Annotated in this window: 16 protein-coding genes; 13 read left to right on the top strand and 3 right to left on the bottom strand. The window is 61.4% G+C overall.

Annotated features, from left to right (window positions below; all coding sequences use genetic code 11):
- The first annotated feature begins 219 nt into the window (after nucleotides 1-219).
- The 3 genes from LB543_RS31915 (at nucleotide 220) to LB543_RS31905 (ending at nucleotide 4,529) form a co-directional block, all read left to right on the top strand.
- Complete coding sequence (locus LB543_RS31915; RefSeq protein WP_224598578.1) at nucleotides 220-1,959, top strand: relaxase/mobilization nuclease domain-containing protein; 1,740 nt, start codon at nucleotides 220-222, stop codon at nucleotides 1,957-1,959.
- Between the two features lie 138 nt (nucleotides 1,960-2,097).
- Nucleotides 2,098-4,083 (top strand): conjugal transfer protein TraG, encoded by a 1,986-nt coding sequence (locus LB543_RS31910; protein WP_224617129.1) that lies wholly within the window; start codon nucleotides 2,098-2,100, stop codon nucleotides 4,081-4,083.
- Between the two features lie 5 nt (nucleotides 4,084-4,088).
- Nucleotides 4,089-4,529 carry a CopG family transcriptional regulator gene (locus LB543_RS31905; protein WP_224598574.1) on the top strand — a complete coding sequence of 147 codons (441 nt, stop codon included), beginning with the start codon at nucleotides 4,089-4,091 and terminating at the stop codon, nucleotides 4,527-4,529.
- A gap of 93 nt (nucleotides 4,530-4,622) precedes the next feature.
- On the opposite strand, the gene ehuB is transcribed toward LB543_RS31905, so the two are convergent.
- Nucleotides 4,623-5,495, bottom strand: a complete 873-nt coding sequence (gene ehuB, locus LB543_RS31900) for an ectoine/hydroxyectoine ABC transporter substrate-binding protein EhuB (protein ID WP_224598572.1) — start codon at nucleotides 5,493-5,495, stop codon at nucleotides 4,623-4,625.
- Between the two features lie 256 nt (nucleotides 5,496-5,751).
- Entirely contained in the window at nucleotides 5,752-6,219 is a 468-nt protein-coding gene (locus LB543_RS31895; RefSeq protein WP_140765672.1) for an Lrp/AsnC family transcriptional regulator, read from the bottom strand.
- 126 nt (nucleotides 6,220-6,345) lie between these two features.
- Between LB543_RS31895 and LB543_RS31890 the strand changes: the two genes are divergently transcribed.
- The 3 genes from LB543_RS31890 to LB543_RS31880 are packed head-to-tail and all read left to right on the top strand — an operon-like array spanning nucleotide 6,346 to nucleotide 10,863.
- Entirely contained in the window at nucleotides 6,346-8,727 is a 2,382-nt protein-coding gene (locus tag LB543_RS31890) for a transketolase (protein ID WP_224617127.1), read from the top strand.
- Nucleotides 8,651-9,796, top strand: a complete 1,146-nt coding sequence (locus LB543_RS31885) for a kinase (RefSeq protein WP_318013031.1) — start codon at nucleotides 8,651-8,653, stop codon at nucleotides 9,794-9,796. Before LB543_RS31890 ends, LB543_RS31885 begins: the two co-directional genes overlap by 77 nt.
- Nucleotides 9,790-10,863, top strand: a complete 1,074-nt coding sequence (locus tag LB543_RS31880) for a PLP-dependent cysteine synthase family protein (RefSeq protein ID WP_224598568.1) — start codon at nucleotides 9,790-9,792, stop codon at nucleotides 10,861-10,863. Before LB543_RS31885 ends, LB543_RS31880 begins: the two co-directional genes overlap by 7 nt.
- Here LB543_RS31880 and LB543_RS31875 read toward each other — a convergent pair.
- Complete coding sequence (locus LB543_RS31875) at nucleotides 10,858-12,120, bottom strand: threonine synthase (protein ID WP_140765686.1); 1,263 nt, start codon at nucleotides 12,118-12,120, stop codon at nucleotides 10,858-10,860. The genes LB543_RS31880 and LB543_RS31875 overlap by 6 nt on opposite strands.
- Before the next feature lie 202 nt (nucleotides 12,121-12,322).
- On the opposite strand from LB543_RS31875, the gene LB543_RS31870 reads away from it, so the two are divergent.
- The 7 genes from LB543_RS31870 (at nucleotide 12,323) to LB543_RS31840 (ending at nucleotide 18,492) form a co-directional block, all read left to right on the top strand.
- Nucleotides 12,323-12,589 carry a helix-turn-helix domain-containing protein gene (locus tag LB543_RS31870; RefSeq protein WP_140765680.1) on the top strand — a complete coding sequence of 89 codons (267 nt, stop codon included), beginning with the start codon at nucleotides 12,323-12,325 and terminating at the stop codon, nucleotides 12,587-12,589.
- A 165-nt stretch (nucleotides 12,590-12,754) separates the two neighbouring features.
- Nucleotides 12,755-13,483 (top strand): LuxR family transcriptional regulator, encoded by a 729-nt coding sequence (locus LB543_RS31865; RefSeq protein ID WP_224617125.1) that lies wholly within the window; start codon nucleotides 12,755-12,757, stop codon nucleotides 13,481-13,483.
- Between the two features lie 66 nt (nucleotides 13,484-13,549).
- Nucleotides 13,550-14,173 carry an acyl-homoserine-lactone synthase gene (locus LB543_RS31860; protein WP_140765684.1) on the top strand — a complete coding sequence of 208 codons (624 nt, stop codon included), beginning with the start codon at nucleotides 13,550-13,552 and terminating at the stop codon, nucleotides 14,171-14,173.
- Nucleotides 14,174-14,805: 632 nt separating this feature from the next.
- A complete protein-coding gene (locus LB543_RS34255; protein ID WP_140813103.1) occupies nucleotides 14,806-15,003 on the top strand; it encodes a Lar family restriction alleviation protein in 198 nt (65 codons plus the stop codon).
- Nucleotides 15,004-15,101: 98 nt separating this feature from the next.
- Nucleotides 15,102-16,508 (top strand): recombinase family protein, encoded by a 1,407-nt coding sequence (locus LB543_RS31850; protein WP_224598562.1) that lies wholly within the window; start codon nucleotides 15,102-15,104, stop codon nucleotides 16,506-16,508.
- A gap of 21 nt (nucleotides 16,509-16,529) precedes the next feature.
- A complete protein-coding gene (locus tag LB543_RS31845; RefSeq protein WP_224617123.1) occupies nucleotides 16,530-17,756 on the top strand; it encodes a type II toxin-antitoxin system HipA family toxin in 1,227 nt (408 codons plus the stop codon).
- Nucleotides 17,757-18,231: 475 nt separating this feature from the next.
- Nucleotides 18,232-18,492, top strand: a complete 261-nt coding sequence (locus tag LB543_RS31840) for a hypothetical protein (RefSeq protein ID WP_140813100.1) — start codon at nucleotides 18,232-18,234, stop codon at nucleotides 18,490-18,492.
- The last annotated feature ends 3,247 nt before the right edge of the window (nucleotides 18,493-21,739 follow it).

Genomic DNA, 21,739 nt, shown 5'->3' with positions numbered 1-21,739 from the left:
ATCGCACCAAAAGAGAGGAACGACGATGTCGAAAAGCTCACCGGAAGCACAACCGATTAAGATGGCAAGATAAAAGGGCGCACATTGTGCGGCGGTCGGTTGGTTGTATTCGCTGCATTTTTCCCCACTTCCCGCACATTGCAGCGCCTCGGCGCAATGTGCGGAGGACATGCAAGTTATTGTATTTGCTTCGCTGTTTGCAGCGTGCGGGCCGCAGCGATGTCCGATGAGCGCGATTTCCGTGTCCGTCCGGGCCGCATTCGCTCGACGCGAGCCCAATCGTCGCGGCCCTTCATCGTCCAGGCGCTGGCGGCCGCTCAGAAGGCTGGCGGTGGCGTGTCGCAGTCCGGCCGGATCAGCCCCGGGAACCGCTCGCAGTTCGGACGCGGCAGGGTGGCCAGCATCCAGGCCAACCGTTTGCTTACCGGCCGCTCCCGCGTCACCACGATCAAGACCCGCGTGGTTCGCCATTCGAAACATAGCGCGCCCCTGGGCACCCATCTCAACTATCTGCGGCGCGAGGGCGTCACACGCGATGACGCGAAAGCCCGCATGTTCGGACCGGAGGTCGACGATGCGTCGACCACGGATTTCGTCGCGCGCTGCAAGGACGACCGCCATCATTTCCGCTTCATCGTCTCGCCAGAGGATGCCGTCGAGATGGCCGACCTGAAGTCCTTCACCCGTGATCTCATGGGTCGCATGCAGAAGGATCTCGGTACGTCACTCGACTGGGTCGCGGTCGATCATTGGAACACCGACAATCCGCATGTCCACGTCATCCTGCGCGGCCGGGCCGACGACGGCCAGGACCTGGTGATCTCGCGCGACTACATCAGCCGTGGCATGCGCGATCGCGCCAGCGATCTCATCACGCAGGAGCTCGGCCCCCGATCCGATCTCGAAATCCGCCGGCATGTCGAGCGTCAGGTCGAGGCCGAGCGGTGGACCGGGCTCGATCGCCAGTTGCTGCGGGACGCGCGCGACAATGGCCTCATCGATCTCGCGCCGCATGCCGATCGCCAGCCTGATGAATTCGTCGCGCCCAAGCTCGGGCGGCTGCGCAGGCTGGAAACCCTCGGCCTCGCCGAGCAGCTCGGTCCGGGCCAGTGGGTTGTCAGCGACAGAGCGGAGGCAACGCTGCGCCAGATGGGTGAGCGCGGCGATATCATCAAACGCATGCATCGTGCATTCGCGGCCCGCGATATCGAGCGCGCGACCGCCAGCTATGTGCTGGCCGCCGAGAACGTCGATGAGAAGACTATCGGCCGGCTGGTCGAGCGCGGACTGGATGACGAACTCAAGGGCACCGCCTATGCCGTGATCGATGGCGTCGACGGCCGCTGCCACCACGTCCGGCTCGCCGATCTCGAGGCGGCGGGCGACGGCGCGCCAGGCTCGGTTGTTGAACTGCGCAAATTTGAGGACGCTCAGGGACGCCGGCGGCTGGCGCTTGCCGTGCGCTCCGATCTCGCCATCGAGCGTCAGGTCGTTGCGGAGGGGGCGACCTGGCTCGACCGCCAGGCGCTTGCCCGTCCTGCCGCGGCTCTTTCCGAGAGTGGCTTCGGCGCCGAGGTGCTCCAGGCGCTCGATCGGCGCGCCGAGCACCTGGTCGGATTGGGGCTGGCCGAGCGGCGGCCGGGCGGTACCGTCTTTGCCGGCAACTTGGTCGACACGCTGCGCCGAAGGGAACTCGACGCGCTGGGCAGCCGGCTCGCGGTCCAAACCGGCCAGCCATTCAACCGCGCCGCCAAAGGCGAATTCGTGTCCGGCACCTACAGGCAGCGCTTCGCGCTCGCATCGGGCCGTTTCGCGATGATCGATGACGGGCTCGGCTTTCAGCTGGTGCCCTGGACGCCATCGTTGGAGCGTCATCTAGGAAATCACGTCTCCGGGGTCATTCGCGGCGACGGCGGCGCCGATTGGAGTTTCGGCCGCAAGCGCGGACTTGGTTTGTGACGGCGCCTTTTACGACGAACCGATCTGACTGCCGATCGCCTGTCTTCCTCACCGACAGCGCGACGCGGCGCGATTGGCGTGATCCGGCTGTTGAATTTCTCCTAAACCTCGCCGACCTCGGGAGCGAGGAGAAGCGAGATGTCGGGAACAAAAGTCCTCTGGGGGCAAATCGTCCTCGTCTTCCTGATCGTGCTCGTCACGATCTGGGCCTCGACGCAATGGTCGGCCTGGCAGCTGGGCTATCAGGAGCGGCTGGGGGCGCCGTGGTTCGTCATCGGCGGGATGCCAGTCTATTACCCGCCCGCCATCTTCTGGTGGTGGTATTTCTACGACGCCTATGCGCCGGGCATCTTCGTGCGCGGCGGTCTGATTGCCGCCTCGGGCGGTTTCATCGCGATCGCCATGGCGATCGGCATGTCGCTGTGGCGTGCCCGCGAGGCGACGAAGGTCGCGACCTATGGCTCCGCGCGCTGGGCCGAAAGGAGCGAGGTGCAGGCGGCAGGCCTGCTTGCCCCCGACGGCGTGGTGCTGGGGTGCTTTGGATCTCACTATCTGCGCCACGATGGGCCCGAGCATGTGCTTTGCTTTGCGCCGACGCGCTCGGGGAAGGGTGTCGGCCTTGTCGTGCCATCGTTGCTGACCTGGCCTGGCTCGGCGATCGTCCATGACATCAAGGGCGAGAACTGGAGCCTCACTGCCGGTTTCCGCGCCCGCCACGGACGGGTGCTGCTGTTTGATCCGACAAACGCCAGGTCGGACGCATACAACCCTTTGCTCGAGGTTCGTCGCGGTGAATGGGAGGTCCGCGACGTCCAAAACATCGCTGACATCCTTGTCGACCCGGAAGGCTCGCTTGAACGGCGCAATCATTGGGAAAAGACGAGCCACGCGCTCTTGGTCGGCGCGATCCTGCATGTGCTCTATGCCGGGCCGGATAAGACACTGGCCGGCGTCGCGGCGTTCCTGTCCGATCCGAAGCGGCCGATCGAATCGACCTTGTCAGCCATGATGACGACGCCGCATCTGGGGGAGGGCGGCCCGCACCCGGTGATCGCGAGCGCCGCCCGGGAACTTCTGAACAAATCCGACAACGAACGTTCCGGCGTGCTTTCGACCGCGATGTCCTTCCTCGGGCTTTATCGCGATCCGGTGGTGGCGGAGGTGACCCGCGCTTGCGGCTGGCGCATTGCCGACCTGGTCGCCGAGGCTCGTCCAGCGACGCTCTATCTCGTCGTGCCGCCGTCCGACATCAGTCGCACCAAACCGCTGATCCGTCTCATCCTCAACCAGATCGGCCGCCGTCTGACCGAGGATCTGCACGCCAGGACGAATCGCCATCGATTGCTTCTGATGCTTGACGAATTCCCGGCGCTCGGAAGGCTCGACTTCTTCGAGTCGGCGCTCGCTTTCATGGCCGGCTACGGGTTGAAAAGCTTCCTGATCGCGCAGTCCCTCAACCAGATCGAGAAGGCCTACGGGCCGAACAATTCGATACTGGACAACTGCCATGTGCGCGTCAGCTTCGCGACCAACGACGAGCGCACTGCCAAGCGCGTGTCGGATGCCCTGGGCACGGCAACCGAGCTGAAGGCGATGAAGAACTATGCCGGTCACCGGCTCTCGCCATGGCTCGGTCATCTCATGGTTTCGCGCTCGGAGACGGCGCGACCATTGCTGACGCCCGGCGAGATCATGCAATTGCCGGCTGGCGATGAGATCGTCATGCTGGCCGGCACGCCGCCGATCCGGGCGAAGAAGGCGCGCTATTTCGAAGACCGGCGATTGCGGGAGCGCATTCTGCCGCCACCGCCTGTCACGGATCGAGCCGAGCCGAAGCCTGACGATTGGACGGCGCTTCCATTGCCGCTTCCGCCACCGGATACGGGAGCCGCAACTGTCATGGCGAAAACCCAGCAGGAATCGACCGAGTCCGAGCTGCGACGTCAGCCCGAACTCGATCCCCTTCTCGGGGCTGTGGCGGAGCCACCGCTCGTCAACGAATTCGAGATCGACGCGCCTGACGAGGCCGATGATCTGGCTGCGAGCAGCAGCCGGATGGCTCGCCTTGTTCGGGGCGTGGCGCGTCAGATCGCGCTCGATCCGGACGACGGCATGGGGCTGTGACGACTGTGGCGGCAAGCAAGAAAAAGGTGCAGATTTCCGTCTATCTTGATCCTGCAGTGATGGCGGCGCTCCTCGAATATGCCGCCCGGCGCGATCGCTCGCAGTCGCTCATCGCTGAAGCGGCGATCGCCTCTTTCCTCTCTCCGGATGCCGACGCGCAACGCGAGGCGGCGATCTCCAAGCGTCTCGACCGGATCGACCGCCGGATCGCGCGGCTGGAGCGCGATGTCGGCATCTCGGTCGAAACGCACGCGGTATTCATCCGCTTCTGGCTGGCCACCACTCCGGCGCTGCCTGAGCCGATGGCCCAGGCAGCGCGCGCCAAGGCAAGCGAGCGTTATGAAGCTTTCGTTTCCGCGCTTGGCAGGCGCCTAGCCAAAGGACCGAATTTGCGGCAGGAGCTTCCCGACGACGTCGAGCCTTCCCGCGATCCGGAACAAACGTGATCTGAAGGGGTGTTGGCGGACCGTGGCGCCGCCCGAGCTCGCGCGGCGCCTCCAATCCTGCTGATGCCAGCGCCTTCGGCCGCCGAGCGCTGGTCAGTTGGCGGCACCGCACAACTGCGACGTCGTCAATCCTGGCGGCACGTTTTCCGTGGGACCAAATCCGTACTTCGCCATGATGGTGGCAATCGTGCCGTTCGACATGACCTTTGCAAGGCCCTGATTGTAAAGGTCGCGCAGGTCGCCATCATCCTTCCTGAACGCGATCGCGATGTAGCTGATCGACTTCTCGTCGGTCGTGAATGGGTTGGCCCGCTCCAGATCGGGGCTCTTTTTGCCGGCCAGCAGCCCGATCACCGTCGGGGAAGAGAATACCGCGGCGTCGATGCGGCCGGCGCGCAGTGCCGCGATGTTGGTCTCGATGTCGGGAAACTGCAGGATGCGATCCCCAGGGACGCCCTCGGCGACGGCGTTCTGGATGACGTTGCTGCCGCGGCCGCCGCCCATGATCGTGTCGGATTTCTTGGCAAGATCCGCATAGCTATGGATCGCCTTGGGGTTGCCGGCGAGTACGATCGCCGCGTCGTCCGACCTCAGGTCAGGAGCACCGAAGGCGACCTGCTGACATCGCGGCGGTGTTATCGACAGGCCGGACGCCACGGCGTCGAAACGCCCGGCCATCAAGCCAGGGATCAACGCACCGAACTCGGTGACCTCGAAGTCGATCTGCTTGACCCCGAGATCGGCGAACGCAGCTTTCAGCAGGTCCGGGTGCCAGCCGAGCAACTCGCCGGTTCCTTCCTTCTTGTAGCCCCATGGCGAACGGTTGTGGATGCCGATGACGATCCGTCCGTCCTTCAAGACGCGTTCTTTTGTCGTCTCCGCCGCGGCCGGCAACACAGATCCAACAACCGCGGCATAGACGATGCAGGCAAGGCCAATGGCGGCCGATCGGGCTCGAAATTTCATCGTGCAGTCCTCCCAAGAGATTGAGTTGCGCGCAGGCGTTCCGCCTCAGCCGCTCAACGCTACGTTGACGAGCGCCAAGTCGTCAATATAGATGTACAAAATATGTACATAATATTGCGAGCGCAGTAATGAGAGGCGCTCTCGCTCGTAGCGCGAGGGCATTACATTTGTGCGTGAATGGCGGTCGAGTTGACGCCGCCCCCCAATCTCGCTTCCAGCCGCCGGGCGCGATGACCGACGCAGAATACCCGGCCGATCAGATAGGCAAGACTTCCGAGCGCTTGACCTGGCCGAGGGCGAAGCTGCTTTCGATGGAAGCGATGTTGTCCAGCCGCGTCAGCTTGTCCTTGATGAACCGCTCATAAGCCTCGAGGTCGCGCACCACGATGCGCATCAGGTAGTCGCGCTGGCCGGTCATCAGATAACAGTCGACAACTTCCGGCCAGCGCAGCACGGCTTGCGAGAAGCGGTCGAGATCGTCTTCGCGTTGCCGTTCAAGCTTGATCGACGCGAAAGCACTGATCGGCAAGCCGAGCTTCTTCTGGTCGACGACCACGGTGTAGCCCTTGATGACGCCGGCGCTCTCCAGCAGCCTGACGCGCCGCGCGCAAGGCGAGGGCGACAGACCGACGGCTTCGGCGAGGTCGTTCGTCGTCGCCTTGGCGTTTTTCTGCAGCGCGGCGATGATCTTCAGGTCGATTGCGTCAAGCGCCGGATTTGGCATGTTTCCCTCGACTGCACGTGATTATTGGCCGGATCAGCCAATATCATCGATCGCTGCGCGCAAGAATAGTCACATTCGGAAGATCGAGGCAGCTATCGTTGAGCCGCGATTTCACAGGAGCCGACGATGACGATCCTTTCCGAGCTTGAGCGCAAGGTTCTCTGGCTGGCTGTGTGGATGATCCATCACGCCAATCATGTCCGAGGGGCGGAGGACGGCCTCAAGGTCGGGGGCCACCAGGCATCGTCGGCGTCCGCCTCGACCTTGATGACGGCGCTCTATTTCCAGATTCTGAGGCCGCAGGACCGCGTTGCCGTCAAGCCGCATGCGAGCCCCGTTTTTCATGCCATCCAGTATCTGTTTGGTAAGCAGACGCTCGAGCAGCTGCAGAATTTTCGTGGCTATCACGGCGCGCAGTCCTATCCGTCCCGAACCAAGGATATCGACGATGTCGATTTCTCGACCGGGTCGGTTGGACTGGGCGTGGCGCAGACCCTGTTCTCCTCCCTGGTCCAGGATTATGTCAGGGCAAAAGGCTGGAACACGGACCGGCCGGAGGGCCGGATGGTCGCCCTCCTCGGCGACGCCGAAATGGATGAAGGCAATATCTTCGAGGCGCTTCTCGAAGGCTGGAAGCACGGCCTGCGCAACACATGGTGGGTCGTCGACTACAACAGGCAGAGCCTCGACGCGGTGGTGCGCGAAGGCCTGTGGCAGCGTTTCGAATCCATTTTTCGCAACTTCGGCTGGGATGTGGTGATCCTTAAGCATGGAACATTGCAACAGGCCGCCTTCGAGGAAGAGGGCGGCGAAAAGCTGCGGGCCTGGATCGATGCATGCCCCAATCAGCTCTATTCCGCGCTGACCTTCCAGGGCGGGGCTGCATGGCGCAGGCGCCTGCTGGACGATCTGGGCGATCAGGGCCCGGTCACGCGTCTGATCGAGACGCGCAGCGACGAAGAGCTTGCCGCCCTGATGGCAAATCTCGGCGGCCACGATCTGGCGAGGATCATCGATGCCTTCGAGGAAGCGCGCGGGCATGATCGCCCGACCTGTTTCATCGCCTATACGATCAAGGGCTTCGGCCTCCCGCTGGCCGGCCACAAAGACAATCACGCCGGACTGATGACACCGGCGCAAATGGAAACTCTGCGACAGAGCATGAATGTCCGCGGGGGGCGTGAATGGGACCTGTTCGAGGGCCTCGCATACGATGAGACCGCGATCCGGTCCTATCTCACATCGGTTCCTTTCGCGCAGGCGGTCCCGCGTCGCCACCAAGCCCCTGCTGTTCCGGTGCCAGCGCGGATCGGCTTCAGCGCCCAGGCCTCGATGTCGACACAACAGGGTTTCGGGCTTTTGATGCACGAGATCGCCAAGTCGGACAGCGACTTTGCCAAGCATGTCGTTACCACGTCCCCCGACGTCACGGTGTCGACCAATCTCGGGGCATGGGTCAACAGGCGGGGTCTGTTCGCGCGCGCCGGGCAGGCGGACGTGTTCCGTGAAGAACGCATCCCCTCCACCTTCAACTGGACCTTTTCGCCGTCGGGACAGCATTTTGAACTGGGCATCTCGGAGATGAACCTCTTCACGATGCTTTCGGCGCTGGGCTTGTCGCACTCGCTTCACGGGGAGCGCCTGCTTCCGGTCGGAACGCTCTACGATCCGTTCATCGAGCGCGGCCTCGATGCGCTCAACTATGCCTGCTACCAGGACGCCCGCTTTGTTCTGGCGGCAACGCCCTCAGGCGTGACGCTGGCGCCCGAAGGCGGAGCGCATCAGTCGATCGCCACGCCATTGATCGGCATGGCGCAGGACGGCCTGGCGACATTCGAGCCGGCTTATGCCGACGAGCTGGCAGTCGTCCTGCGTTGGGCATTCGACTACATCCAGCGTTCCGGCGAAGCAGAGCCCGACGACCATACCTGGCTGCGCGATCAGACCGGAGGTTCGGTTTACCTCAGGCTCTCGACGCGATCTATAGAACAGCCGGTCCGGCGGATGGAGGACCAGCTGGCGCGCGACATCGTCGATGGCGCCTACTGGTTGCGCAAACCCGGGCCGAACGCCGACGTGGTGATCGCCTATTCGGGGGCTGTCGCGCCGGAGGCGGTACAGGCACTGGGGTTGATGGCCGGAGATCGGCGCGATGTCGGCCTTCTGGCCGTGACCTCGGCCGATCGGCTGAACGCCGGATGGTCAGCCGCCGCCCGGGCGCGCCAGTATGGCCATCCGCGCGCCTCCAGTCATGTCGAGCGCCTGTTGGCCGGTCTCCCGGCCTCATGCGCCATCGTGACGGTGTTGGACGGGCACCCCGCGACCCTGGCCTGGCTGGGATCGGTGCATGGTCATCGCACGCGTGCCCTGGGCGTCGAGCATTTCGGCCAGACCGGTACGATCGCGGATCTCTACCGGCATTACGGTATCGATGCGCAAGGTATCATGGCTGCGGCGCAGTCGGTTTCGGCCGGCAGGCCGCTGCGGCACCTTGACTCCGCCGCATGACGATCGATCACGCATCCCCTCCCGGCCGGCTCGTTCGATAAAAAGCCGTCAATACCGGAATTCCTTGAGGGCAGGTGTCAGCCGTCGGCGCCATCCTCCTCCGCTGCGAGAAAGCGCGGGGGAGATGAAAATGGCTGGCGCCGGCGATCTTATGAGCCATGAAACGCTGCGGCCGTCGATGGGGACGGGAGCGGCGATTGCGCATCACGGCGAACTCATCCAGGGCGTCTTCAAGGATGATGGCGGGCGCCTTCATCGCGGGCTCGTCACGCTGCCGATCGCCGGTTTGAGGTCCGAGGCGACCTTTGCCAAGAGCGACGGCAATGCGGTCTTTGTCCACCCCGATCACAAGGTCAAGGCGTCGGCAGCCGCGCGGCTCACGCTCGATTTCTTGAACGTCGCCGGCGGTGGCGAGCTGTCGCTTCAAAGCTCGATTCCCGTGGGGCACGGCTACGGCTCATCGACCGCGGACGTCGTCGCTTCCATTCGCGCAGTCGCCGCGGCCTTCAAGGTCCAGTTGCGGCCCTCGAGCATCGGGCGTCTGGCCGTTGCCGCCGAGCGCGCCAGTGACGCGATCGCCTTCGACGACCACGCGGTCCTGTTCGCGCAACGCGAAGGCACGGTGATCGAGAATTTCGGAGGCTCCCTGCCGCCGCTGCTTCTGGTCGGGTTCAAGGCATGCGGTGGCGTCCCGGTCGACACATTGCAGCTGCCGCCCGCGCGCTACGACAGTGCCGAAATCCAGGAATTCGGCGTGCTTCGGGCGCTGGTGGCGCGGGCGGTTCGTCTTCAGGATCCATATCTTCTCGGACGCGCCGCGTCGGCCAGTGCCTTGATCAGTCAACGGCACTTGCCGAAACAGGGCTTCGACGAGATCGCCGAAATCGCCAGGCGGGCCGGGGCGTGCGGGGTGCAAGTCGCCCATAGCGGCTCGTTGTTCGGTCTGATTTTCGATCTTTTCGCATCGAATCTGAAGCGACGGGCGGCCCTGGTCGCACAGCAGATAAGACGCGCCGGCTTCAAGGATGTCGAGTTCCATCTGGTCAACGCGGAGGGCTGGACATGGTGAGCCTCGACGTTGACTATTTCAGGGACCTTGAAACCCCTCGGCTTGCGCTCCTGGCGCCAAATTTAGTGGCGGCCGCCTTTCCGCTGATGAAGCTGATGCCGGCCCGCTACATCCTGGATCGGGCGGCGTCGAATGGCGAACTGAAGGCAGGCTCCCACATTGTCGAGACGACGTCCGGCACGTTCGGCATGGCGGTGGCGCTGCTCGCAGCGGCACGTGACTATCGCCTGACCCTCGTCACCGCTTCAACACTGATCGATGCCAAATACAAAGCCCGCCTGGAGCGCATCGGCGCCACGGTCATCGCGCTTGACGATGCGCGCGGCGACGGGAATCAGCCTGGCCGGCTTGAGCGCCTGCAGGAAATCCTGGCCAAGGAGCCGGACGGCTTCTGGACCCGCCAATACGACAGTCCCGGTAACTGGCTCGCCTATGCGCGGCTGGCTGAATTTTTCATCCGGGCAGTGGGCAGGGTTGACTGCCTGGTCGGCTGCGTCGGTACGGGCGGCTCGCTATGCGGCACAGCGTCCTTTCTGCGAACGGTGTTTCCCCATCTGACGGTATTCGCCGTCGATACCCATCGCAGCATTCTGTTCGGGCAGCCCGTCGGCAAACGCATGCTGCGGGGCTTGGGCAACAGCGTCCTGCCGAAAAACGTAAGACATGAACTTGTCGACGAGATCCATTGGGTCGGCGCCTATCCGGCGTATATGGCCGCGCACCGCTTGCTGCGCGAGCAGGGAATCTTCATGGGGCCGACCAGCGGCGCCGCCGCGTTGGTGGCGCAATGGGTTGCAACCACGCTTCCGGACGCGCAGGTCGCGGTCATCATGCCTGACGAAGGCCATCGCCATGTCGAGACCGTCTACAATGACGATTGGCTCCGGTCCCTGCCTGGCTGGCCCTGCAAGGAACTGCCTGAGCCGAGGACGCTGACGACAATCGCACCGGCCGCGGAGACGCAATGGACACGCTTCCTTTGGTTGCGTCGCAGTCTCGACGATGTGCTGAAAGCGCAGGCACCGGGTGAGGTGCCGCCGGCTATCGGCGCTGTGGAAAATCTATGAAACGAGATCCAGCCCGCTTCTGTCGAGCCAGCGCCAGGCGTCGTCCGTCGTCTGGAAGATCTGATCGTGTTCGTTCGATCCAGCGGACCGATCGAGGTCCTTGAGACCGCTGGCTGTCACGACGGCCACGACACGGTCTGTGGCTGCGATGATACCTTGGTCCTTGAGCGTCGAAATGGCGATTAGCGGCGTGACCGACGCCAGTTCGGCAAAGATACCTTCGTCCCGCGCAAGCCGTTCCTGCATCGCGATCAGCCCGTGATTGTTGACGGGGACGGCGTGCCCGCCGGAGTCGCGCAGAGCCTTAAGCGCCTGAAAGGTGCTGCGCGGGGTGCCGATCGAAACGGCAAGGCTGTCGAAGGGCATTTTGCGTTCACTCAAGGCATCGGCGCCGCTGGCGAGGGCGTCCGCCAAGGACCCGTGCACCTCTGCGGCGACGAGACGGGGCAGCCGCGTGATCGACCCTTGCGCGTACAGCTCGCAAAAGCCGGCCCACACGCCCGACAATGCATCGCCATAGCAGACCGGCAGGACGCACCAGTCCGGTGCCGTGCCATCCGATTGCTCGACGATCTCGTAGGCAATCGTCTTGTAGCCCTCGATGCCGAGTGGATGGCTGCCGACGACTGGACCGTGATAGGGCGAGGCGATGAACCAGTCGTAGCGGGCAGACGCCTGTTCCAGCATGGACCATCGGTCCATTTTGCTGACCAGGGGCAGGACCGTCGCGCCATATTTTCGGATCTGCGCCAGCATCGCGCCGGCGGAGTCCGCGAAAGTGGTGACGACGCATTTGAGCCCGGCTCTAGCCGCGTAAGCCGCCAGCGAAGCGCCGGCGTTTCCCGATGAGGCGGTCGCGACGATCTTCGCGCCGCGTGCGCGCGCCACGCTGACCGCGATGGTCGAGAAGCGGTCCTTGTGCGACCAGGTCGGGTTTCGGCCTTCATCCTTGATTGCAAGATCCGGCACGCCGAGAAACGAGCCGATACGCGGCGCCGCAAGCAAGGGTGTCAAGCCCTCGCCGAGGCTCACGGCATCCGCGGCTGTGCAAGGCAGCATGTGCGCAAAGCGCCATAGCGAGCGCGCGGCAGTGGCGCCGTCCAAAAGGGGAGGGTGCGGGGCGACGTAAACCGGCCGAAGGTTTGCCGGCGCGGTGTCTCGGCACCGCGCGCACCCTTTGGAGTCGATGGTGACGTTGGCGGGATAGGCAGCGCCGCATCGGATGCAGGCGAACTCCAGGACCCGGCTTTTGTCCATATCGGGACGGCTGGTCTCGCCTGAGGAGTGCGCGGACATGTCGTGCGCGAGGTCGCGAAACGGCCGGCTCGCCATGGCTATTCCTTGTCCAGGAAACGATGAATTCGCTGGTTGTTTCAAACAGCCAACAGCGCCGCTGTCAATGCGGAATGTGCACTATAGTGTGTCGCACCATAGTGCGCGTCGTAGCATCCGTTGTTTGATGAAACTTCGTGGGGTTTTTGGCCTGAACGTGCAGCGGCTTCGGAGAGAGAGAAAACTCTCTCAGGAGCAGTTGTCTTTCGTTTCGGGCCGCACGCGAGCCTATATCAGCAGCGTCGAAGCCGGGAGGCGCAACGCCACCCTGGATACAGTCGAAATTTTGGCCAAGGCATTGAATGTCGACCCGCAAGAGTTGGTTTCGGCAAGCCCGGCCAATAAGCGAGCTATTCGGGTGACGAAACCTGCCGCTTCAAAGACGGCCGGCTGAAGCCAGCCGGCATCAATGTAGTAATGATCGAATTTTCACTTATCTCACCTTCGTGACAGGTGATTGACTCCTTTAGTGTACATTCGATGCGTGTCCTATTGAAGATTGTATCTGAACACGCATAGGTTGTTCTGCGGGTAGGGCCTGAGTGTAGTCGAGGCTGCCATGGAGAACGAAATTGTTGTTGACCTCTTTGCGGCGATCTCGAAGATCGACACTGCGCTCTCGGCTGATGCAATCCTTCAAGAGTTCCGCTCAGCCCTGGCACGCTACGGATTGCGCAGTTTTCTGATCACCGGCCTGCCCGTGCCGCACGATACAGACTGGCAGCGGGAAATCCTGGGCGATGGCTGGCCTCTCGACTGGTATCGTCGCTACGTGTCCGAGGATCACTTTTTGCACGATCCTTGCGTTGCGCAGTGCCGGCACTCGCCAGAGCCCTTCCTGTGGCGCGAGCTTCCCGCCGCAAAGCTGTCGACACGCGCGAAGCTGGTGATGGACGAGGCAGCTGAATTCGGGATGAGAGAAGGTATCTGTGTCCCCATACACGTGCCTCTTTCGGGTCCCAGTGTCGTCACCGCGGCGAGCGACGGGATGGAAGTTGCGCCACGCGAAATGCCCGTTATCGAGACGCTTTGCGTGCACACTTTTCGGAGCCTCTCGGCGCTGGGAACGCCGGGCGATGGCGATGAGCCCATGCCTTTGACGGCGCGTGAGCGCGAACTTCTGGAGTGGAGCGCACAAGGCAAGTCCGCCGACGACATCGCTTGTATCCTGGGCGTCACCAGGAACACGGTCGAAAGCCATCAGCGCAACATTCGAGGAAAGCTCGACGCGATAAACGTGTCCCATGCCATCGTCAAGGCGCTGCGACGGCAGGAAATCCAGATTTAGCAATACCTGAATACCGTCATACGTACCGCAAGTCCGTTTTCCTACGACCCTGCGCCTGGAGGCGTCATGGTTCGTATGCATTTGGTCACCTGGGATAACAGGAAGCACTACAGGAAAGTTCTGGAACGCTACTTTCGCATAAGGTACGACATTTACGTCAAGCAGAGGCGGTGGCGCGCCGTCGCCCGGCCCATCAACATCGAGATCGACGCCTTCGACAACGAGCATGCGCTTTATGTCCTGGCGCTTGACACCAACGGCAAGATCGTCGGCGGCTCCCGTCTCGTGCCGACGCTGGAGCCGCATCTGATGAGCGAGGTCTTCCCGGTTCTCGCCGGCGGCACGCCGCCGAGAGCGGCTGATATTTTCGAATGGACGCGTTTCTTCGTCGATCCATCGCTTCGCACGCACGGCGCCTCGTCGCCGATCGCCGGCTTCGTTCTCTGTGGTCTGCTCGAGACGGCTCAAAGGCTGGGGATTCGACAGATCAGCGTGGTATGCGAAACATTCTGGCCAAAACGCCTGCGCGCGCTTGGATGGACGCTCGCCGAACTCGGCGACGTTCTCGAGCATCCGGACGGCGACATTATAGCGCTGCTGATTGACGTCACGCCTGAGGCTATTGAGCAGACGCGGCGCGCTTATGGCATAACCGGTGTTATACTTGCGGAGATACCCACCGCCAGCTGAAGTTCCCCAGCAGTAGGCCGCCAATCGATCGCGAATTGTAGAACTATCCGACAACCACTTTGGGGCCGTTTCCAGCCCGTCCGGTTATGGACGAGCTTGGCGATAACCTGACACTCTCCAACGGCTTTCAACGAATCTTGGAACAGCTACGGTTGGCTTCGCCGGCAGAAGCGAGTGCATTGTTTGCGCGCTATTAACGCTGGCGCAATCATCCCGTTCTAGAGAGCTTGCCGCAAGGCGTTACGGCTATCCCCTTATCTTCGCCTCCGGTATGAGCCTGGGATGGTTTTCCCACCAGTACAACGAAGCGACCTCCGGTCTGGAGGCCCTCAGACGTACCGTCCTTAGCGCCTGCCTCCACTCCACGATATGTGTAGCGAGTGCAGCCGAACTGAACGGGGGCGATGGCCCTCGATACTACTTGGGTCCGGGCGGAAAGCTCTATTAGGTCACCAGCCCCTTATTCGCGCCATACGGGGCATCACGGCTACCGGGCATTCTTGACTGCTGCTGGGGCCTTCCCTGGCGCCGCTGCTAGCGATAGCCTCTAGCGCTGCAAGTAAAGCCGGACACCAATCCCACAAGTTGAAGCACCTGATGCCGTTTACGCCGCTTTAAAGCCGGAGGAATGATTGACCCCTGATGCCTGCCCATTCTGCACCAGCACAGAAGTTAGGCCCCATATCAGGCGAGACATGCGTGTAGTCATTGTCTGCGATGAATGCGGAGCGTCAGGGCCGATATGCATTGATCAGGACGCCGCCGCTGAAAGCTGGAATAGCCGTCCTTGGAAAGGCAACCAGCGGCCTGCATCATCGAGCTATCGGTAGACACCAAAAACATATTTAAGTTTTATTGGATTGAATGATCAGGCAATATAATATCCCTCCTCAAACGGCGAATGTGTGTCGCATGGGGAGGCACTATAGTGACTAATGTGACGACTGAGCTTCGCGTTCCAGCGGCGCAGTACATTCGCATGTCAACAGAGCACCAGCGCTATTCTCTTGAAAACCAGATCGCTGCCATTGCGGAGTATGCCGAGACACGGGGCTTCGCTATTGTCCAGACCTATTCCGATGCCGGTAAGAGCGGCTTGAGCTTGAAAGGGAGAGAGGGACTCAAGCAGTTGTTGGGCGACGTGGTGACTGGCAGGCGCAGTTATTCGGCAGTTTTGGTTCTGGACGTTAGCCGGTGGGGCCGCTTTCAGGATGCTGATCAATCCGCACATTATGAGTTCCTGTGTCGAGATGCAGGGGTTGCGGTGGAATACTGCGGCGAGCCGTTCGAGAACGACGGCAGTATGGTTTCGTCAATCGTGAAGAATCTAAAGCGGGTGATGGCGGGCGAGTTCAGCCGTGAGCTCTCGGCCAAAGTCTCAAGGGCGCAGAAGCAGCAGGCCAGCCTTGGATTTAAGCAAGGCGGCCAAATGCCTTATGGAACAAGACGAATGCTCGTTAGCAAAGATCGGGAACCTCGATTTCTCCTCGGACCGGGCGAACAAAAGGGGCTAGACACCGATCGTGTTGTCTTTGTGCCGGGCCCAGGCGAGGAGATCGGGATCGTCCGACGCATTTTCCGGATGTTCGTTGACCAAAGACGAAGCATGAGCAGCATTGCGAAAAAGCTAAACGAGGAAGGTGTGCCTTCAACAGACGGTTGGCGGTGGACATTGGGGCGGGTCAGAACCGTTCTGAAAAGCGAGTTGATGATCGGATATTATGTCTTCAACCGAACCACAGGGCGATTGAGAGGGCCGTCTCGACCAAATCCTCCGAACCTATGGGTCAGAACACGGGTCATGGAGCCGATTGTGGACTCAAGACAGTTCGCAAAGGCCCAACGGGAGATGGGGTACAAGCGCGGGTACGGCTATGCGAAGTCTGACATGGTCAAAGGCCTTCGTCGGCTTTTGCGAGAAAAAAAGAAGCTCTCTTCGGACATCATTGACGTCTGCACCTACACGCCTTGCGCACGATCTTATGGAGAGCGTTTTGGAGGCCTACGGGCTGCCTACGCCATCGTGGGCTACGAGTGCCGCTGGCGACCTGGGCCGCGTCGCAGATTTTCGGATGAGGAGCTCCTTGATGGCATCCGGCGGCTACACACTGCGTTCGGCCATGTTACCATTGCGCTCATCAATGCCGACCCAGACCTACCACGGGCTTTCGTCTTCATGCGGAGATTTGGCACGATGACTAGAGCCTATGGGCTGGCAGGCTTTCCAACTACTAAGGCAGAGGCATGTTCTGCCGCGCGAAAGAGGGCTAGCCCGCGCCTTCGAGAGGGATTGCGATACGAACCGTCCAGGCCGCGCAGCGAACGAACCAGATAGCCCGCGAGGGTAGCAACGCCTGTGAACATTGATTCACCTCGGACGATACAGTCGCTAGATGTTCTTCTTGGCAAGCGGAAGATCGGCACGATTGTGCGCAGCCCCGTCTATGCCTTCAACTTTACGCAGCAATATCGGGAAGCGGGCGGTTTTCCAATTCTCAGCCTCTCGTTTAGGTCAGCAAATGGCGAACTCGGGAAAGACCCGAAGCCGCTTGCGGGCATCCTACCCGCGTTCTTCGCCAATCTCCTGCCCGAGGGTAAGCTGCGCGAAGCAATGGAGAAGCATCACCAGGGCAGCGTAAGGCGACGCAATGACTTCGATCTCTTGGCGGTGCTTGGTGCCGATGTTTCCGGGGCAGTGCAAGCCTTGCCCAGTGATGGTCCTGTCGTGAACGAAAAGCCCAAAGCTCATTTCTCTCTGGCCGGAATGCAAATGAAGCTGTCCGTTGCCAAAAAGGGGGGAGAAGGAGGCGCCTTTACCCTGCCGAAGGACGGCGAACTGGGTCAGTACATCGCAAAATTTCCACCCGAGACGTTTCCGGGGGTTTCGGAGAATGAGTTTGCCAATCTGGCCCTTGCCGCAGCTATCGGCATGGATGTGCCTGACCGCGAGTTGGTCGAGAGGTCCGACCTGCAGAACGTTCCCGAGGAACTCAACCCCCAATCCGGGGGACCGCTTCTTCTGGTCAGACGCTTTGATCGAGGCGCGAACGGCCAAAGGATCCACATTGAGGATTTCGCTCAAGTCTTCGGCGTCCCTCCCTCGCGCAAATATGACGGCGCTGCCTTTCACCAAATCGCGGCTGTCTTGAACGAGGCTGTGTCCCCTAGTGCGGCTCTCGAATTCGTCCGTCGCTTAACTTTGGCAGCTTTGACCGGCAATGGTGACATGCATCTGAAGAATTGGTCGCTGATCTATCCTGGAGGTGGCGATAGACCGGCTCTTGCCCCGATCTACGATGTGCTATCGACCGTTCCCTACATCCCAACCGACGCCATGGCGCTCTCCCTCGGTCGGCAGCGGTCGTTCAAGGCGCTTACGGCGTCGCGGTGGAAAGCGTTCGCAAACCGCGCCAGGCTGCCCGAGGCCGCCGTGCTTGAAGCGGTTGTTGAGACAGTCGCACTGGTCAACCAGCATTGGTGGCGTTTGCCGGAGCGCGAGATAGTCCCTGCAACGATCCTGGAACGCATCGACGAGCACATTAAGGTCATGACTCCGATTTTGACCACCCGCGACGGAAAGTGACTCCGATCCTGGCTAACTGCCATAGTGGCCCCGATGAGACACCCCGCGCCTGGTCGTCACAGACGGACAAGGCATCCCGGCTGTCCTCAAGGGACAAGCCGGCGGAGCGGAGGAGACTAAGAGGCAGCTAGAGGCACCTATCATGGTCTACCCCCGGATGCCCGGCTACTCCATGTCCGGCACGTCGCCACCCACAAAGAGCGTCGTGGGCTCCCCGTATTCCCCAAGCGATGGGTTGGCCTCACGCGACCCGCAATGACGTCGCCCTCGTGTGTGGCAACAAACTTGTCGGCGATGGCATGGAGGGCGGCCTCCTGCCGGCTGTCGAGTCTGACAATATGGTCCATGTCGTTTGCCTCCGAGAACAGTGAACAAAAACGGAACAAAATTGTCAAGGCCGAATTGACTCCGCAAGGAATGCGTTCCTATTTGGAGGGCGGTGGGGCGGTCGCTCGCTACTGAGAGGAGAGCCGCTATGGGCAGACGAACGAGCCGGTATGACAGACTGTTTAAGAGCAATGCCGAGGCGATCATTCGGGATGGGCTTCGCCTCCGCGAGACAGTGCTTGCAGCGCAACTTCATCTGAAAGCGAGCGGTTCACTGTTCTGGCAATTGAATGGCCTCACCGATAAACTGCATGAGGTGCTTACCGTGATAGCTGAGCAGGAACCCGACTTCAGGGCGGCAGGGCTGGGCCTATTGCCGCTGCCCGAGGATTACTCCACCCGGAAGTGACCTCCTATGGACAGCGTTGGGCGAGCCGCAAAGCAAACCTGCTGCTCATCGTGGAGTGCGGCCACTGTTATCATGTGGGCCGCTTCCGGGCTAACGATGTGGCAAGGTGGTGGGATGGAACAAACCGGTGGAAACCATCAACGTCAAATGCAAGCGGTGCAGCCGAAAGGACGCTACCGTGCGGACTCAGTTCAATATCAGGACCATCCGGGCCACGCAGGTTGAATCAGCGTCCCCGAGGCCCTCTGCGACACCGTACGAGACGCGCAAACGCGCGTCGCTGAAGCCAGAGAGCAGCTGAAGAAGATTAAGGCTGGCGCGTGAGGCTTCAGACCCGGCGCGTCCGGAATGCAATGCTCGCTTGACGCCCATTCGTCGGGCGCTACATTGCCTCGCGGCGGTCCTATCGGACGCCAGCGGCCGGCGCTCATCAAAACCCCAAGGTCCCCCGCCTACTGAGCGCCGGCCGATCTTTTTCGATCAGCTCCCGAGATAGGCGCGGCATATCGCGTCCCAGTCCGCGGCCGGCGGTCTGCTTGGCGAAAGGCTGCCTTTCTCGGTATCAAACCGACATTTGAATCCTTCTGAGCACCGCATTAGATTCGACTGGTTAAAATTGTAGCTATTGGGAGGTAGCTATGATCGAAAGCCGTACAGACGTCGCGCGTGCGATGATAGACGCCAGCTTCGTCTCGCAGCGTCGCTCTTTAAGTGACATCGCCTCAATTCGTCGCGATCTAGACCAATCCCGCCGTGCAATCGCAGCATCACGCGACCTTCTAAAGCGGTTACGCCAGCGCAAGGCGGACGAGGCGCCCAGGGAGGCTGAGAAGCACCGAGTGTCCGCGTTCCATGCAGACATTGTCCGGTCTGTATTTCGAAATTTGGTCTCGGAAACTGACGTGCCCGAGTGTGAATGGCGCAACCTGGCTAGGAGCCTCATCTTCGAGCTCACCGGGTGCGAGTGCGTTGACGCAGTCTTGCTGGATTGGGTCATTAGAAAGTAACGGACGGAACAATCGCCACGCCGCTTTATTCGGGGCGCATCATTTTTGTGGTATGATTCATCCTATGGGGAAGAAGGCCAAGCACAAAGCAAAGTAGGTGACTGAAATCCCGATGGAGAGGCGAGCTTGAAAACGGAAGCCGCCTACTATGCTCGCAAGTGCGGTATCACGACAGATGAAGCCGCCAAGATCTTTCGGAAGCCCACGCGCCAAAGCTCACCATCGTCCCAAAAGAACGCCAGCCATCGGGGTCCACAAAGGAAAAGCCCCGGTGCTTTGGTCAGCACCGGGGCTTTTGACACGTACGAGCTACTCGGCATGTCGGCATGTACGACGTAGCAGTAGGCCCGGCGGTTGAGGGGGGCTCATCGCCGAGCCTGACTGGCGGGGGGGGTAAGGGGGGACATCGCCAGCTTACACGAAGCTAGCATTGTCGTTGCTGGCGCGGCATCATTCAAACAGAGGAGGCGTCTCGGCCTGCTCAAGCACGCCTACCCTGCCGGACAGTTGCAGTGGGCCCGCTTCACTGGCGACGAAGCGGGCCGGTCAGGTCTTGGGGGACCTGACCGGCAGCAGGGGAGCTGCCGCTTTCGAACCTGCCAAGACATGCCAAGTTCCCATATAGCGCACAAAAAAGCCCGCAGGCCGGAGCCAGGCGGGCAGTTCACAGAGTGGAGGCCGCCCGGAGTAGGCGGCTGCTCCCGAACCTTTGTCTCTGACATATGTTCCAGCACCGGGCCGCTTAGGCCCGCGCTCCCACAGGAGGGCGCGAGCCGGCCAGCAGCGCGAAAAGCACCGGACCCGCTGTTCGCCGGCACTTGCGCCTAACGGGGCTGTTCCCGACCGAACACTAAAATGCCCACCGGCCGGAGCCAGCGGGCAGGCTATGCACGGAGTAAGCGGGGCCGGCTCCCGAACTTCGGTCTCTGACACCGTTCCGGCTACCTTGAAAGCTTCCGCAATCGCGGACTTGCAGAAATTTCGCGTTAGCGGATTGTGGTCGCTTGGTGAGCCGAGGGCTCTGGGGCGCTGGCACGCTCTCCGATGAGGACCATGCGTCCGTGGCCTCGAGAAAGTTCAGGACGCTACGCATCAAACTGACGATGGCACATCATCAAAATGGCGGACGACTTATCTCGTCGCCCGTGAAAAGCTTGTCACAACAGTTGGGAGGGGAATTGGCCGGTGAAGGATCGAGTGAATGGACCACTTCGGCATTGTTCGGACGCGCGAGATTGCTAAATGCATAGGCGTCGCAAGAGAGCCCAAGTCGCCTAAAGGGTGGCGTTCAGCGTTAGCAACGATGGAAACCGAGCGAAGCGCCAAGACGGCTATCCTCAGACAATTGCGGACATGCTCGGAATGGCTCGTTCGGGACGATCAAGCCTCGATGTGCGATGAGATCGACTGCTCGGCTCTTCTGTTGAGGCGAAGCAGCGTTGGAGAGCCGCAACCTGATTGGACCGACCTTGATAGGTGGTTGGGATGATGCTGAACCGCCGGGTCTGATTGGCGGCGGCGATTTTGGGAGCGGGATCGCCGTCAGCTAAACCAGAAATACTGCTGGGTTGCCGGATGGGGCGCCATTCCAACAGATCGGCCGTGCAGTTTCGTTTGCCACCTGCGGAAAACCGCGCGAGCGCAAGCCGACATTCTATTGCCTGGCGGACCTATGCCGCGCATGAGCACCGCTGCCTCGTGGTTGGCTGCGTAGGAGCTGGAGCGCTTGGTAATGGATCGCAGCCAGCATCAGGGCACAGTTGCACTATGCTGTTGATTGCCCGGTCGCAACTTGCGCCGGCAACCCGCCAGATGAGGCGGTTTTTATTGGCCGCAATATGCTCGCTGCTCCGGACTGCAAATTCAAATTACTGGATTGGCCAAAAGAGCGGGAGCGGCTCCCCTGTTTAGTGTCAGGCCATTCGGTACGCCATTTACCGTCGACGCCTTGGACTAGAACTTCCGCCTCGTGGCCTTGTTCGGTAGCGCGTATCGCCGCTTTGACCGCAGCTAGAACTGCGGAGCCGTGGGACTCATAAGGATAATCCTGGCCGTCGTAACGGACGTTCCAACGGTCTGCGTTCTTCGCGACATGGTATTTGGCATTCGCCATAAGCGCCGTCCCCAAGGTTCGGCAGCAAGAAAGCATTAACCAACCTCCCCGGCAAGAAAAGCTTTCGCCGGCGAGGGCGCTCGCGAGACACACCCGTCGGGGCCGAGCCGCAAAGTTTCACACGAAC

The organism is Mesorhizobium sp. ESP7-2 (genome assembly GCF_020164715.1).
GTDB lineage: Bacteria > Pseudomonadota > Alphaproteobacteria > Rhizobiales > Rhizobiaceae > Mesorhizobium.
Note: the sequence above shows the minus strand (reverse complement) of the source record. Positions and strands in the feature narration are given on the sequence as shown.